Source organism: Arthrobacter sp. ZGTC131 (assembly GCF_002929275.1).
Taxonomy (GTDB): domain Bacteria; phylum Actinomycetota; class Actinomycetes; order Actinomycetales; family Micrococcaceae; genus Arthrobacter.
In genome coordinates this window covers 21,899-36,451 of sequence record NZ_PJIK01000014.1, presented here as the reverse complement: position 1 = coordinate 36,451, position 14,553 = coordinate 21,899, and the positions used below count along the sequence as shown (strand labels likewise).

Below are 14,553 nucleotides of genomic sequence, written 5' to 3'. Positions count from 1 at the left end.
TCGCGGGCTGCCGGCGTCGGACTCACCGGAGGCCTCGTGGCCACCGGCCTCGTCACAGAAGCCGAAGCCGGCTGGAAACCAGGCGCCCGCCAGTCCGCCCTCGAAAAGATGTCCGACGGCGAGCTGGCCGTTCTGGCCGGAGACCGCCTCCAGGCGATGGGACGGACACTGCGGCGCCAGGAACAGGACCAGGAACAATCCGAGATGATTTTGGAGAACCTCGGATGAGGGAGATCCTGCAGTGGACCACTCTCGTGGTCTGCGCGGCTGCCGCAGCCGCCCGGATGCCCAGCGCCCTGCGCGCAGGAACCGGTCGCTGTTCTTCATCTGCTTGCTTGCCACAGCGGCCGGTGTCCTCAGCCTGGAGCTGTTCTACCTCCCAATAGACCGGGCGCTTGGCGGCATGAACATCGCCCGCCTCCTATTGCGGCTCATCGTTTTGCCGTAATTTTCCTGGTGGCTTTCCGCGTCAGCAGGGCATTCGGTGCAGGAGACGCCGACCCGATGATCTCCGGGCGCATCGGGCTCTGCGTGCGGACTCGGAACGTCATCTACTGAAAGGTAGCAACCTTGGATTCACAAAATCATTAGATCGTGAGAGAATCATGAATGTGTGAAAGCAGCTGCTGCCTGGCTCACCAGCCGTGGCGCCTGCCGGATCACACATTGGGGGGATGAGTGGTGGCGGCCGTTGGGGACCGCCCCCACTCAGCCTGTTTAACGGCCCTTTCGCACACACGTAAGATGGCGAAATAAAAGATCTTTCCAAATGCGTTGCACCCAGTAGTCTCGCGGAGTATTCGGCCCCGGCCGCCGCGTCAAACCATCTGCACGTGAAGCATCTGTACCCGAAGAAAAAGGTCCCCGCCATGAACCGCGTCCACTCCCGCCGCACCGCAATCGCAGCCACCCTCGCCGGCCTGGCGCTGGCCCTGTCGGCCTGCGGCGGTTCGCAGGCGCCCGCCGCCAGCAGCCCGGCCGCCGGCAGTTCGGACACGTCGCTGAGCGACGTGAAATCCAAGGGTGAGCTCGTGATCGCCACCGAGGGCACGTACAAGCCCTTCAGCTTCCACGCGGAGGGAGCCGGTGAGCTCACCGGGTTCGACGTTGAAATCGCCAAGGCTGTCGCGGAAAAGATCGGCGTGAAAGCCACGTTCCAGGAGACCCAGTTCGACGGCATCTTCGCAGGCCTCGACGCCAAGCGTTTCGATACCATCGCCAACCAGATCTCCATCAACGCCGAGCGCAAGGCAAAGTACGATTTCTCCGCGCCTTACACAGTCTCAACTGGCGTGGTGGTAACCAAGGCTGACAACAGCTCCATCACCACCTTCGAGAGCCTCAAAGGCAAGACCACGGCCCAGTCGCTCACCAGCAACTTCTACAAGCTGGCCGTAGATGCCGGCGCGAACGTTCAGTCCGTCGAGGGCTGGGCCCAGGCTGTGACGCTGGTCCGTCAGGGCCGGGTGGACGCCGTCGTCAACGACAAGCTCACCTACCTTGACTACGCCAAGACCACCCCGGATGCCGGCCTGAAGATTGCCGCCGAAACCCAGGAAAAGTCGGAAAGCGCGTTCGTCTTCCGGAAGGGATCCACGGAGCTCACCGCCGCAGTGGACAAAGCCCTGACCGACCTCCGCGCCGACGGCACGCTGGCCAAGATTTCGGAAAAGTACTTCGGCGCGGACGTCACCAAGTAAATGCCGTTCAACTGGGATCTCGTATGGAGCTCCTTCGTCCCGATCGTCACGGGAGCCGTCACGGGCACCATTCCCCTGACGCTCGCCTCGTTCGTGCTTGGCCTGGCACTGGCCCTGCTCGTGGCCCTCATGCGCCTGAGCCGGACCGCCGTGGTGTCGGGGGCGGCAAGGTTCTACGTGTCGGTGATCCGCGGCACCCCGCTTCTGGTGCAGCTCTTTGTGATTTTCTACGGCCTCCCGAGCCTGGGAGTGAAGCTGGACCCGTGGCCGAGTGCCATCATCGCGTTCTCCCTGAACGTCGGCGGCTATGCCGCCGAAGTGATCCGGGCCGCCATCCTGTCCGTGCCCAAGGGCCAGTGGGAAGCCGGGCACACCATCGGGATGTCCAAGGGACAGGCTTTGCGGCGCATCATCCTGCCGCAGGCCGCCAGGGTCTCCGTGCCGCCGCTGTCCAACACCTTCATCTCCCTGGTCAAGGACACCTCGCTGGCCTCGCTGATCCTGGTGACGGAGCTCTTCCGCAACGCCCAGCAAATCGCGGCCTTTAGCCAGGAGTTCATGGTGCTGTACCTTGAAGCCGCGCTGGTTTACTGGGTCATCTGCCTCGCGCTGTCCACCGGGCAATCCGCCCTCGAAAAGAGATTGGACCGCTATGTCGCCCACTAGCCAGCCCGGTGACAGGGGCGTTGACAAGGCGACCCGCGCCGCCGCCCCGCAGGCCAGGCCCGTGCTTTCGGTCCGCAATCTGGCCAAGGCCTTCGGCAGCAACGTGGTTCTCCGGGACATCGATCTTGACGTGCGCCGCGGGAATGTCGTGGCCCTGATCGGGCCGTCCGGTTCCGGCAAGACCACCGTGCTCCGTTCGCTGAACGGACTGGAAACGCCCGACGCCGGCACCGTCACCTTCGCGGATACGGCCACTGGCACGGACCTGGCGCTGGACTTCTCCGCCAAGGTGTCCAAGAAGAATGTCTCGGACTTGCGGGACCGCAGCGCCATGGTCTTTCAGCACTACAATCTCTTCCCCCACATGACCGTGCTCGAGAACGTCATCGAGGGCCCGGTGCAGGTGCAGAAGCGCAAACGCGCCGAGGCCATAGCCGATGCCGAGAAACTGCTGGCGAGGGTGGGGCTGTCAGACAAGCGCGACGCCTACCCGTTCGAACTCTCCGGAGGCCAGCAGCAGCGCGTGGGCATCGTGCGCGCCCTTGCCCTGAAACCGCAGCTCCTGCTGTTCGACGAACCCACCTCTGCCCTGGACCCGGAGCTGGTGGGTGAGGTCCTGGGCGTCATCCAGGAACTCGCCGAGGAAGGCTGGACCATGGTGATCGTCACGCACGAGCTCGCCTTCGCCCGCCAGGTGGCCGACGAAGTCATCTTCATGGACGGCGGAGTGGTGGTGGAGCGCGGCCCCGCCGCCGAGGTGCTGCGGGCGCCGCGCCAGGACCGCACGCGTCAGTTCGTCCGGCGCCTGCTCCACGAGTTCTGACCGCTGGTTCCGGCAGACTCCTGGCAGACTTTCGGCAGACGTCCCGCAGTCATCGCCGCAGTGACTTCCGGCTGCGCCCTTAGCGGGCAAACCGGAGGGTGACCAGCTGGAACGGCCGCAGGGTCAGTTCCGCGGAATCCCGCCCGGTAACAACGCCCGGCGCGTCGACAGGCCGCTCGAGCAGGTCCACAGACCGCACTCCCGTCGCAGCGAAGTTGGCGGCGAGCCGTCCGGCGGAGCGTTTGCCGAGCGATTCGTACAGGCGCACCACGACGTCGCCGGACCCGTCCTCGGCCAGCTTCACGGCTTCGATCACCAGTGCCTTGTTGTCCACCGTGAAGAGCGGTTCAACAGGGTGCCCGCCCTTGACGGTCCGCGGCGCAAGGTTGGCGCGGTAGCCCTCCTCCACGGCCTCCGCGATGCTGGCGCCCGGGCGGATCCAGACGTCCAGCACGTGCCGGCCGCGGTCGGCTTCGGGGTCCGGGAACTTCGCCGCGCGCAGCAGTGAGAGCCGGACGGTAGTGGTGGTGCCGCCGTCGTCCCTGATGTTCCGGGCGACGTCGTGTCCGTACGTGGAGGCATTGGCGATGGCCACACCGTAGCCGGGCTCGGCCACGTGGATCCAGCGGTGCGCGCAGATCTCGAACTTCGCCGCCTCCCAGGAGGTGTTGACGTGCGTGGGCCGGAAGACGTGACCGAACTGCGTCTCCGCGGCTGAGCGGTCCGCCCTGAGGTCCAGCGGGAAGCCCAGCTTGAGCAGCTTCTCGCGCTCCTGCCAGTCCACGTCCGTGGAGATGCCCAGGGAGGCGCTGCCGGCCGCGAGCGTGACGCGCTGCGTGATCCGGGAGGCACCGAAGAGCCGTTCCACCACCACGACGGCGTCAGTACCGGCCCGCTCCAGCCGCACCGAGGCTGCTTCGGTCAGCGAGGTGACGTTCCGCCGGTAGAACTCGTCGATGTCCCAGGCGTCCCATTCGTTGGGCGTGTCGCGGTGCAGTTCCAGGTGGTTTCCCGCCTGTCCCGGGGCGATGGCTTCGCGGCGCCCGGCGTGGTCACGGAGCGAGGTCAGCAGTCCGTTGTCATCCAGCACGGCACGGATGATGCCGTTGTCCAGCACGAAGCCGCCCTCGTGCGCCGTCGCCCGGACGGATCCAACCGGCCGGGTGGCCGGTGCGGCCGCGAGCGCGGGAACGCCGTTGCGTTCATGCGGACCCGCGTTGAGCAGGAACTCTTCGTTGCCCTCGCCAAGGGCGGCCGCGGCTGCCTGGCCGATGACCGCTTCAAGCCCCTTGGCCACTGCGGCGTAATTCCGTTCCGCGTCCTGGTGCACCCACGCGATGGCGCTGCCGGGGAGGATGTCATGGAACTGCTGCAGGAGCACCAGCCGCCACAGCCGCTTGAGTTCGGCCGCCGGGTAGGCGAACTGCCCGCCCGAGCGGACCGCGGCGGTGGCACACCACAGTTCGGCTTCCCGGAGGAGGTGCTCGCTGCGCCGGTTACCCTGCTTGGTGCGGGCCTGGCTGGTGTATGTGCCGCGGTGCAGCTCCAAGTACATCTCCCCCACCCAGACGGGCAGCGCCGTGTACTCGGCCTGGGCCTGTTCAAAGAAGCTGCTCGCGGACCCGAGCCGGACCTTGGGCGAACCCTCGAGGTCGGCCGCCCGGTGGGCGGCGGCCAGCATTTCGCGCGTGGGTCCTCCGCCGCCGTCACCGTAGCCGAAGGGGACCAGGGAGATGGTGCCGTGCCCGTGGTCGCGGTAGTTGCGCTCGGCGTGGGCGAGTTCCCTGCCGCTGAGCTCGGAGTTATAGCTGTCAACGGGCGGGAAGTGGGTGAACAGCCGTGTGCCGTCGATCCCCTCCCAGTTGAAGGTGTGGTGCGGCATCCGGTTGATCTGGTTCCAGGAGATCTTCTGGGTGAGGAACCACTGGCTGCCGGCGGCCTTGACGATCTGCGGCAGGGCGGCGGAGTAGCCGAAGGAATCGGGAAGCCAGGCTTCCCGGCATTCGACGCCGAACTCGTCAAGGAAGAAGCTCTTGCCTTCGAGGAACTGCCGGGCCATGGCCTCCCCGCCGGGCATGTTGGTGTCCGATTCCACCCACATGCCGCCCACCGGGACGAACTGGCCGGAGGTGACCTTCTCGCGGATGCGCCCGAACAGCTCCGGGTAGAACTCCTTAATCCAGGCCAGCTGCTGCGCGGAGGAGCAGGAGAACACGAAGTCGGGATCCTCATCCATGAGGGCAACCACGTTCGAGAATGTCCGGGCACACTTGCGCATGGTCTCCCGGACGGGCCACAGCCACGCGGAGTCGATGTGCGCGTGGCCCGTGGCGAGCAGTTGGTGGGCGGAGGCGTAGGCGGGCCTGGCCAGGACCTCGGCCAGGGCGGCCCGGCCGGCTGCGGCGGTCCCCGCGACGTCGTCCGGGTCCATGACGTCCATCATCCGTTCCAGGGCGCGGAGGATTTCGTGGCGCCTCGGCAGTTCCGTGGGCAGCTCGTGCATCAGGCCGCTCAGCGTCCAGACGTCCTGCTGGAGCTCCCACACGGACCGGTTCAGTTCGGCAATGGCAATGCTGCCCAGCCGGTACTGGGGCTGCGTGCCCGCCGTGGCCTTGTCGCCGTAAGGGGTGGCCGCGAAGCTCCAGCCCTGGGCGACGTCGGGGTTGGCTGCCGCCTCGACATAGAAGTCCACAGCCATGCCGCTGCCCAGGAGCTTCAGCGGAATGTGCTGGTTGCGCGGCGATATGGCCTTGACGATGCTGCCGTCCGGCCGCCAGGCAATCCCTTCGCACTGGAATCCGGGGATCTCCGTGGTGAACCCCAAGTCCACCACGATCTCCACCTCGGTGTCCGGTGCGGTGCCCCAGGAGTCCGGCACCTCGCCCTGGAGCCTAAGCCACTTGGTGCCCCACGGCCGGCCCCAGGGGGCACCGTGTTCCTGCGGCAGGAACTCCTGCCGCAGCGCTTCCATCACGGGAACGGGTTCATCCGGGACGTCCCAGCTGGTGAGCGCAAGCGGTGTGCTTCGCGTGTAGATCGCTGGGGTGAGCCGCTCCCGGAGAAAGCGGTCGAGACGGACTTCCGTGATCCGGCGGTCGTCGTGCAATGTGTTCCTCTTTAATGCTTGAAGCTGGAGCGCGCAGTGCTGGCTTATGTTGCGGGCATGGGCGGGGCTGTCAGCTGGTATCCCGGCAGGCTAACTGCCTTGAAAAGCGGATCAACGTGTCCATTCGATGGATAAAATCTACTGCGTCTCGGTGCAATAACCAAGGGTCCAAGGCTCTACCGGGGCAGTGGCGCGGGCATGGCGATGCGGCCGGAGCCTGCGTAAACGTTCAGGCTGGTTCCCCGGCTGAAGCCCGCCAGCGTGATCCCGGTGGACTCGGCGAGCTCGGCGGCCAGGCTGGACGGGGCGCTGACGGCGGCAAGGACGGGAATCCCGGCAAGCGCCGCCTTTTGCACGAGTTCAAAGGACGCCCGTCCGGACACCTGGAGCACCGTTCCGCTCAGTGGCAGGCGCCGCTCACGCAGGGCCCAGCCCACCACCTTGTCCACGGCGTTGTGCCGTCCCACGTCCTCGCGCAGGCACAAGAGGCGGGCACCGCCGTCGTCGTCAATGCTGAACAGGCCGGCAGCGTGCACCCCGCCGGTGCTGTCAAAGACGGCCTGGGACTCCCTGAGCAGGTCCGGCAGGGAGGCGAGCGTTCCAAGAGGCACCGTCAGGGTGTCCTCAGCCGGGTTGAAATGCGAGGACTTCCTAACCGCGTCGATCGAGTCCGTGCCACAGATGCCGCAGGAACTGGACGTGTACACGTGCCGGCCCGTGTCCGGCAACGCGACATCCGGCCTGAGCTGGGCTTCCACCACGTTGAACGTCTGGACGCCGTTTTCGTCCTCGCCCGCACAGAACCTCAGCGAGATCAGCTGATCCGGGTTCCAGATGACTCCCTCGGACACCAGGAATCCCGCCACCAGATCGAAGTCATCCCCGGGGGTGCGCATGGTCACGGAGTAGGAAAGGTCACCCAGCCGGATCTCCAGGGGCTCCTCCACGGCCAGCACATCCTCCCGATGCCGGACGGGAAATTCCAGTGCCGCCGGCGAGCCGTCCATGACGTAGCGGTGCACCTTGCGTCGTTGCGTCACGCGCCCCATTGGACTACTCCTGCTGATTGGCTGCTCATGCCTCCATCATTGCAAGCCAGGCGGCTGCATACCAACGTTCACCGGCTCAATCGAGCAGCGCGCTCCAGTCCACGGGCCCGTCCTGCGCTGCCGGCTTGCCGGAGGAACGGCTTCCGGTTTTCCGGGCCGGCGCCTTGGGCTTGGATTCTGTCTTTGTCGGTTCGGGGATGGCGGGCCCCCACGGCAGGGCGAAGGCCGGGACCATTTCGCCGAGCTGCACCCCGTGCGGCGGGACCACCATGACACCGTCGGCAGATGCCAGGCCCCGCATCATGCCGGGCCCCGTGTGCTGGGCGGGTGAGGCCATGCCGTAGAGGAGCCGGAACGGCATGAGGCGTGTCCTGCCGGGGTCGGGATCGATCATGGTTCCGCAGGGGACGTCCTGCACGGGCGGCATGGCACCGTGGCCCAGGGCAGCAAGTAGCGGCGCGCCCACCGTGGACAGCGCCATCATGGCGGCCAGCGGGTTCCCGGGCAGTCCGAGCACGAAACGTCCGTCCGGCAATTCCGCAAGGACGGCCGGGTGTCCCGGCCGCATGGCCACGCCGTCGATCACCAGCCGTCCGCCGAGTTCCGCCACGGCCCGCCTGAAATGGTCCGTCCCGGACCGTCCGGTGCCTCCGGTGGTGATCACGACGTCGGGCGGAAGGACGGATGCCGCACCGTCACCGGGGATGGCGTCACCGGCGTCCTCGAGCGCTTCGAGCCACTCGCCGTAGCTGTCCCCGATCCGGACCTGTTCGGTGCAGAGCCCGCCCAACATATCCACCACCGATGCCAGCTGGGGGCCGAAGGTGTCCCGCACCTGCCCCGGGACCGGCAGGCCGTGGTCCACCACCTCTGCGCCCGTCAGCACGAGTTTCACCACCGGTTTGCCGAGGACCGCAACGTCGTCATAACCGGCGAGGGCAGCCAGGGCCAGCTGGGCGGGATTAAGCGTGGCACCGGCCTTCACCAGCACGTCGCCGGCCGCGGCCTCCTCGCCGGCTTTGCGGATGTGCTGGCCGTTGCGGGGTTCGCCGGGCCGCGCCGTGCCGCCCAGAGCCAGCACGGGAAGGCCGTCATCGTCCGTGGACATGACTCCGCTTTCGCTGCGCAACACGGCCTTGGCGCCCGGCGGGATGAGCCCGCCCGTCACAATGACGCTGGCCTGGTGCGGCGCAAGCCGCTGCCCGGGGTCGGCCAGGATCCAGGGCCCTGTGCCGTTGACGGCCCATCCGTCCATCGCCGAGGACGCATAGTGCGGCATGTCCTGCAGGGCGGTGATGTCGGCAGCCAAGGTCCGCCCCAACGCCGCGCGCAGCGCAACGGGGCCCGGAGGGATGGGGGAAGCACAGTCAAAGGCTGCCTGCCGGGCTTCTTCCCACGTGTGTGCCAGGTGCTTGGCGGGCGCGTCAGCCTCCGGAGCGGCGTCGGCGGAGGGGGGATCGGCAGGGGCGGTCATTCCCCCGGTGTCCTGCTGGGAGCCGGAACGCCGGCTGCCCCGTCGGCAGCGGACGGAACGGCGGTGCCCTGAGGCTCGTCCGCCGCGTACGCCTGGGACAGGGAACGCGCCACGTCCATGGCGGCCTTCATCGACGGGGCATTGGCGGCCTGGCCGGAACCGGAAGCAAGACCGGCGGCAAACCCGGCAATGAAAGTGGTCAGCGGAGCGGCCGGCCGCACCACCGAGTGCGCCGCGACCCCAGCGAGGGACAGTACCTCATTGATGTCCACCTCCACGTCCTCGAGCTCGAAAGCCCGCAGCAGCAGCCGGCACCACTCTTCAAGGGTTTCGTCCTGGCTTTTCATGCCTGCCTCCAAAACTCGACTGCTGCTGCGGCGCTGCGGATGCGGATCATTGCTCCCGCGCGGCCACTCCTAGTGCGGCGGCATCGTCCCATGTATCCACGTCATCCGTGGAGCCAGCAGGGACGGTGACAGCCTGCACGTCCAGCCTAGCAAGGAGAGCGAAAACTGACCCATGCGTCAGCGTCCCGCCCGCCCGGGCGTCGTCAACGGCGCGTTGTAGCGCAGCTGTGCGGTAAAACCCGGCCAGCGGCTGCAACCTTCCGTCCGGGGACGAGGCCATGACACTGCCGACATCGGCTGCACCGGCGGCCTCCCGGAGCGCACGGACAGCGTCCGCTGCCCGCGGCATGTCACATGCCAGGACCAGGACCAGCTCGGCATTGGCCTCATTTGCCGCCCGGGCCCGCCGGAGGCTGGCCAGTCCGGCGGCGATGGCCGCCGCCGGTCCGGCAAAGGGCGGATCCTCACGGCAACTCAGCACGCCGGCCGGAAGGCCGGCCGGTTCTGGGCCCACCACCACGATTCGCCCCGCACCGCCGGCAGCTGCGATCGACCGCTCGAGGAGGGTGGCGCCGTCGTATATCAACCCGGACTTGGGCGTGCCGCCCAAGCGAGAGGAACGCCCGCCGGCCAGAACTATTGCGTCGAAGTCCACCCACCCAGCCTAACGCGGCACAGGTCAGGCGGCAGTCTCCGGAAGCAGGAAGGGATCCCACGCCGGCGTGGGCTTCTCCAGTTCCTTAATCTGCCAGATGGTGCCCACGGGAGGCGCCGGCACGAACCGGAGCTTCCAGCCCATTTCGCCGGGGGTGTGGTCGCCCTTGACGTTATTGCAGCGGAGGCAGGCCGCGACGAGGTTCTCCCAAGAGTCGGCACCGCCCCTGGACTTCGGCTGTACATGGTCTATGGTGTGTGCTGCCTTGCCGCAGTATGCACACCGGTGACCGTCCCGGCGGAGGACCCCCCGGCGGCTCACGGCGGTGATCATGTTGTACCGTGGCCGGATGTAGCGGTTGAGGAGAATCACGGACGGGCGGCCCATGATGTCCTGCGGCCCGACGACAGGATCGTCGCCTTCGGCCACCACGCTTGCTTTTCCGGTGAGCACAAGGACCAGCGCCCGGCGGAAGGTGACTACCGCCAGCGGTTCATATCCAGCATTCAGAACGAGAGTGCGCATGCACATACCTCTTCACGGCCGCACCCGGCAGAGGCGCGAGGGCCGGCTGCCCTCTGCTTGTCCGGGCTATGGATCGACACCACAAGAGTAAACACTGACGGGGCATATGAGCGAATCGGGGGCGCGGACGGCCGTCACGTGTCGGACCGGATTCGCACGAGGGGACGCAAAAGGACCCCCGCCACAATGGCAGGGGTCCCTTCGAAGCCTTGGGCTTTAGCCTTAGCCGCCGACGCGGATGAAGACCGGGCCGGAGCCGACGTTGACGCTGAACAGTGCGGTGGTTCCGCCGTTCCAGCCGCCGTGCACAGCCTGGCCGTTGCCGACGTACACCGCGATGTGGGCCATGCCCATGCCGCCGTTTTGGTAGTAGGCGAGGTCGCCCGGCTGGGCCTCAGCGGCGCTGACCGTACGGCCGAGGGACAGGTAACCTGCCGGCCAGCCGTGGTAGTTGACGCCCACGGCGGCGAGGGAGTTGGTCGCCAGCGCGGTGCAGTCCTGCGAAACACCCAGCTGAGCGTAAGCAGCAGCGGCGATGGAGGCGCCCTTGCCGCTGGCGGTGGTGGTCTTCGGCGCTGCCGGCGCGGAGGCCGCGACGGCGGTCTTGGTCTCCACTGCCGGAGCAGCAGCGGGGGCCGGGGCCGCGGGAGCCGCTTCCTGAACCTTGACGACGGGCTTGGGGGCCTCGACGACGGGAGCCGGCGTGGTGGAGACAGCGGGCTTCTCGTAGGAGATGGCGATGCTGGAGGCGGCGGAAATGGTTGCCGGCGCAGCAGACTGAACCTCAAGGGCGGAAGCCGGAGCCGATTCGCGCTGAACGTTGGTCTCAGCGGCGTTGGCGGCGATGCCGCTGGTCAGAACGAGTCCGGAAGCAGCAGCGATAACTGCGGCCTGGCGGCCTACTCCACCGGCGTTGTCGCCGACGGCCTTGGCAATGACGGCCAGCGAGTTGGTCTTGGTGACCTCGGCGCGGTGGCGTGCAATGGTCGCACGTGTAGTCATGATTTCTCTCTTTCGTGTTCCACGGACCGCTGTAGCAGGCCGTGGTTTAGCGACGCGCCGGCATCTTGGGGGTACGCCGGCTCGTCTCGAATGGGGTTCTTAGCGAAGGGTGTAAAACGAAGAAGTGCCCGTGGCGGACACTGCGTGCAGGATGGTGCCCTGCGAGGGGTTCAGCGCGCTGATCATCATGCCGTTGCCGACGTAGATGCCCACGTGGGCTCCGCCGTTCTGCATGACCAGGTCGCCGGGAGCCGGCGCCGAGGTGGGCGTCATGGCGTTCCACGCATTGACGCGGGGAATGCTGATGCCGGCCTGGGCGTAGACCCACTGGGTGAAACCGGAGCAGTCCCAGCCGCTGGGAGTGGTGCCGCCCCAGACGTACGGGTTGCCGATTCCGGTGTAGGCGATGCCTGCCAGCCCCGAAGCAGCAGCGGACTTCGCTGCGTCGGTTACCTTGTCAGCCGTCGCGGTGACGGACTCTCCAGCCGCGGTCTCGTCGCTGGACTGCGCGGCGAGGGTTTCGGCGACGGGGGCTGCCTCGGTGGTGACGGCAGGACGCTCGAAGGAGACAGTTGCGGTGGGCGCAGCGGTCACAGCAAGCTGTGCCGCCTGGGAACCGGACTCCGCGGAAGCGGAGACACCGATGTTGGCGTCGGCGGCGTTAGCCGGCATGCCAATGCTCAGGATGAGCCCTGAGGCAGCTGCGATAACAGCTGCCTGGCGACCTACTGTGCCGGCGTTGACGCTTACTGCCTTGGACACGGAGTCCAGCGGGTTCATACGAACCGTTTGCGCACGGTGGCGCGCAAGATTGTGGCGTGAAGACACGAAGGTAGCCTCTCCCAATGCCTGCGAGGTGAGCTGTCGGATTCGGATGGGAGTCACCCGGCCGCTCGGCTTCCTGGGAAGCTTTTGCGACTTAACCCCAAGGCCTTCTTGCGAAGACCAAAATTGGTTCCCCCGCCCCTGCCAGACGATGTAATGCGAACGGACCTTGAGCGGTGGCAGAGTTAGGCAATCCACTCAAGAGCGTCAACTTCGGAAAAGTTGACGCGGTTTAGACGGTACAGCAGTTCGGAACGAATGTCACATTCAGGTCACGGCGTGTCACAGGAATGAGAGAGTGCTCCATCGGCTTGGCTCAGAGCCAGACGGCGGGGTCAACGACTTCTCCGTTGACCATCACCTCGAAGTGGAGGTGGCAGCCGGTGGAGGCGCCGGTGGTCCCGCTGAGGGCCACCACGTCGCCCCTGTTGACCTTCTGGCCGACCTGGACGCTGGATGACGACAGGTGGTTGTAGGTGGTTTCGAGGCCGTTGCCGTGGTTGATGACAACGCGGTTGCCGCCCCCGTAGGGGTGCCAGCCCGCAAAGGTCACCTTGCCGCTGGCGGCAGCCAACACGGACGTGCCGCACTGGGCGGCAAAGTCCTGGCCGCGGTGGAACTCGCCGGCGCCGCCGGTGATGGGGCTCACACGGTAGCCAAAGGGCGACGACTTGACCAGGGTTTCAAGAGGCGACCCGAGGCTGCCCGTGGACGCTTGGCGGGAAACGCTTCCGGCGGACTGGGCGCTCAGGAGCTGCTTGAGCTTGCCGTCCGGATCACCCTGGGTGGAGACGGCCGTGCGGCTGAAATCCACCTTCGCGGCAGCTTCAGCGGAGACTTTCGGCTGCGCGGGCGAGGCAAGGGAAGCGGACGTGGAGCCCTGCTCCCCTGTGGCCATAACGGGACTGGTGGCCGGGACCGTAACGGTCAGCAGAAGACCCGTGGCCGCGAGGGCGACTCCGGCTTTCTGGCCCACTCCGCTGGCTGCGGCAAAGTCCGCGACTTGGCGGAACGGACCGCGTCGCCGCCGGGCTTCGCGCTGCGCATCCCGGGGGCGGTCCGCGGAGAAGGCTTCGGGGAGGCGCGGCTCCGTAGCGGGACCGGACGCGCGGCGGCGGCCCCGGGCATGCTGGATGGTCAAGAACTGTTTCCTCTCTGGATAGCCTGCGAAGTTAGCTGTCGGATTCGGGTCAGAGAGATCGTCGACCCGGTCCGCCGTGACAAGCTTTTCGGCACAGGGGTATCCCGGGAGATTCCTGCTGCGGAAAGTGGCTTGCTGCTGCGGACTTCACCCCAAGGCTGTCTTTCAACAGCCGCTTGTGGTTCCCCCGCCTCTGCCAGTAGATGGTTCGTAGCTACTGATCCGCTGGCAGAGTTCGGCTCCAGATCAGGTAACGCTTTAGTATCGGCGCTGCGTTTTAACTATAGGTTATTAAAGTGGACAGTAATAAATCCGTTACCTAGGCTGTGCAAAAGTCGTAGGGCATCCTGCCACCTGATGTCAGACAACCCGCGGATTTCTGCGGGTTTAGCCGAGGCGAACGAAGACGTGAGCGGCCACCTCGGGCGGCAGCTCCAGCGCGCCTTCGAAGCCGGGGACGCGCACGGAGATGTACTCCCCCACGCGCTCGAGAGACACAGCGGCTCCGGGGCGGATTCCGCCTTCGTCCAGCTGGACCAGCAGCTCGGGCTCAACCTGGATCGGTTCCGCCAGCCTGCTGACGGTAACGCGGGAGTCCGGTCCGTAGCCTGCCATGGCGTCGAGGAGGTTCAGGACCCCGTCCGAGAAGGCGTGCGACGGCTGGCCGCCGAGTGCCGCCAGCCCGGGAATCGGATTGCCGTAGGGCGACTCGGTCGGGTGGTTCAGCAGTTCGAATATCCTGCGCTCCACCCGTTCGCTCATGACGTGCTCCCAGCGGCAGGCTTCGTCGTGGACGTACGCCCAGTCCAGGCCGATGACATCGGCGAGGAGCCGTTCGGCAAGGCGGTGCTTGCGCATGACTTCGGTGGCCCGCTTCCGGCCGGATTCGGTCAGTTCGAGGTGGCGGTCGCCGGAAACAATCACCAGCCCGTCGCGTTCCATTCTGCCGATGGTCTGGGACACAGTGGGCCCGGAGTGCCGAAGCCGCTCTGCGATGCGTGCCCGGAGCGCCACGATGTTCTCTTCTTCCAGCTCCAAAATGGTCCGAAGATACATCTCCGTGGTGTCGATCAGATCCGTCATTCAGCTCAGCTCCTCGAGCACAGTACATTGCATCCGTCCCACCGTACCGCGGGCCCGCCGTACCGGGCTCCGGCAAACCTGCTGCCGCGGCCGGGATTCGGCGGCGGAGCAACACCGGCCTTCCCGCCCGTACGTCCATTCAAAGCTTAGCCTCTTT

At 66.7% G+C, this 14,553-nt stretch carries 14 protein-coding genes, 1 pseudogene and 2 riboswitches; of the genes and pseudogenes, 5 read left to right on the top strand and 10 right to left on the bottom strand.

Features of this window, described 5'->3' with window-relative positions; all coding sequences use genetic code 11:
• The 5 genes and pseudogenes from CXQ90_RS16550 to CXQ90_RS16530 all read left to right on the top strand — a co-directional run.
• Window positions 1–228 (top strand): annotated as a pseudogene (locus CXQ90_RS16550) (hypothetical protein); the annotation flags it as partial.
• Between the two features lie 13 nt (window positions 229–241).
• A complete protein-coding gene (locus tag CXQ90_RS16545; protein WP_104140468.1) occupies window positions 242–448 on the top strand; it encodes a hypothetical protein in 207 nt (68 codons plus the stop codon).
• Between the two features lie 421 nt (window positions 449–869).
• Window positions 870–1,700 (top strand): amino acid ABC transporter substrate-binding protein, encoded by an 831-nt coding sequence (locus CXQ90_RS16540; protein WP_104140467.1) that lies wholly within the window; start codon window positions 870–872, stop codon window positions 1,698–1,700.
• Window positions 1,701–2,366, top strand: coding sequence for an amino acid ABC transporter permease (locus CXQ90_RS16535; protein WP_104140466.1), 666 nt, complete (start codon window positions 1,701–1,703; stop codon window positions 2,364–2,366).
• Window positions 2,353–3,189 carry an amino acid ABC transporter ATP-binding protein gene (locus CXQ90_RS16530; RefSeq protein WP_308470558.1) on the top strand — a complete coding sequence of 279 codons (837 nt, stop codon included), beginning with the start codon at window positions 2,353–2,355 and terminating at the stop codon, window positions 3,187–3,189. The genes CXQ90_RS16535 and CXQ90_RS16530 overlap by 14 nt, the downstream gene beginning before the upstream one ends.
• Window positions 3,190–3,268: 79 nt before the next feature.
• On the opposite strand, the gene CXQ90_RS16525 is transcribed toward CXQ90_RS16530, so the two are convergent.
• The 10 genes from CXQ90_RS16525 to CXQ90_RS16485 all read right to left on the bottom strand — a co-directional run bounded on the left by CXQ90_RS16525 (window position 3,269) and on the right by CXQ90_RS16485 (window position 14,396).
• Window positions 3,269–6,295, bottom strand: coding sequence for a glycoside hydrolase family 38 C-terminal domain-containing protein (locus CXQ90_RS16525; RefSeq protein WP_104140465.1), 3,027 nt, complete (start codon window positions 6,293–6,295; stop codon window positions 3,269–3,271).
• Window positions 6,296–6,471: 176 nt separating this feature from the next.
• Window positions 6,472–7,344, bottom strand: coding sequence for a formate dehydrogenase accessory sulfurtransferase FdhD (fdhD, locus tag CXQ90_RS16520; protein WP_104140464.1), 873 nt, complete (start codon window positions 7,342–7,344; stop codon window positions 6,472–6,474).
• Between the two features lie 76 nt (window positions 7,345–7,420).
• Window positions 7,421–8,818, bottom strand: coding sequence for a molybdopterin molybdotransferase MoeA (locus CXQ90_RS16515; protein ID WP_104140463.1), 1,398 nt, complete (start codon window positions 8,816–8,818; stop codon window positions 7,421–7,423).
• Entirely contained in the window at window positions 8,815–9,165 is a 351-nt protein-coding gene (locus tag CXQ90_RS22680; RefSeq protein WP_219816699.1) for a DUF6457 domain-containing protein, read from the bottom strand. The genes CXQ90_RS16515 and CXQ90_RS22680 overlap by 4 nt, the downstream gene beginning before the upstream one ends.
• 46 nt (window positions 9,166–9,211) lie before the next feature.
• Window positions 9,212–9,820: a molybdenum cofactor guanylyltransferase gene (locus tag CXQ90_RS22675; protein WP_219816698.1), complete on the bottom strand. Its 609-nt coding sequence runs from the start codon at window positions 9,818–9,820 to the stop codon at window positions 9,212–9,214.
• A gap of 24 nt (window positions 9,821–9,844) precedes the next feature.
• Complete coding sequence (locus CXQ90_RS16505; RefSeq protein WP_056627728.1) at window positions 9,845–10,345, bottom strand: HNH endonuclease; 501 nt, start codon at window positions 10,343–10,345, stop codon at window positions 9,845–9,847.
• 222 nt (window positions 10,346–10,567) lie between these two features.
• Window positions 10,568–11,347 (bottom strand): NlpC/P60 family protein, encoded by a 780-nt coding sequence (locus tag CXQ90_RS16500; RefSeq protein WP_104140462.1) that lies wholly within the window; start codon window positions 11,345–11,347, stop codon window positions 10,568–10,570.
• 99 nt (window positions 11,348–11,446) lie between these two features.
• A complete protein-coding gene (locus CXQ90_RS16495) occupies window positions 11,447–12,127 on the bottom strand; it encodes a C40 family peptidase (RefSeq protein ID WP_104140461.1) in 681 nt (226 codons plus the stop codon).
• Between the two features lie 52 nt (window positions 12,128–12,179).
• A riboswitch (cyclic di-AMP (ydaO/yuaA leader) is annotated at window positions 12,180–12,374 on the bottom strand.
• A 114-nt stretch (window positions 12,375–12,488) separates the two neighbouring features.
• Window positions 12,489–13,313: a M23 family metallopeptidase gene (locus tag CXQ90_RS16490; RefSeq protein ID WP_104140460.1), complete on the bottom strand. Its 825-nt coding sequence runs from the start codon at window positions 13,311–13,313 to the stop codon at window positions 12,489–12,491.
• A gap of 5 nt (window positions 13,314–13,318) precedes the next feature.
• Window positions 13,319–13,564: riboswitch (cyclic di-AMP (ydaO/yuaA leader) on the bottom strand.
• Window positions 13,565–13,700: 136 nt separating this feature from the next.
• Complete coding sequence (locus CXQ90_RS16485) at window positions 13,701–14,396, bottom strand: metal-dependent transcriptional regulator (protein ID WP_104140459.1); 696 nt, start codon at window positions 14,394–14,396, stop codon at window positions 13,701–13,703.
• Between the last annotated feature and the right edge of the window lie 157 nt (window positions 14,397–14,553).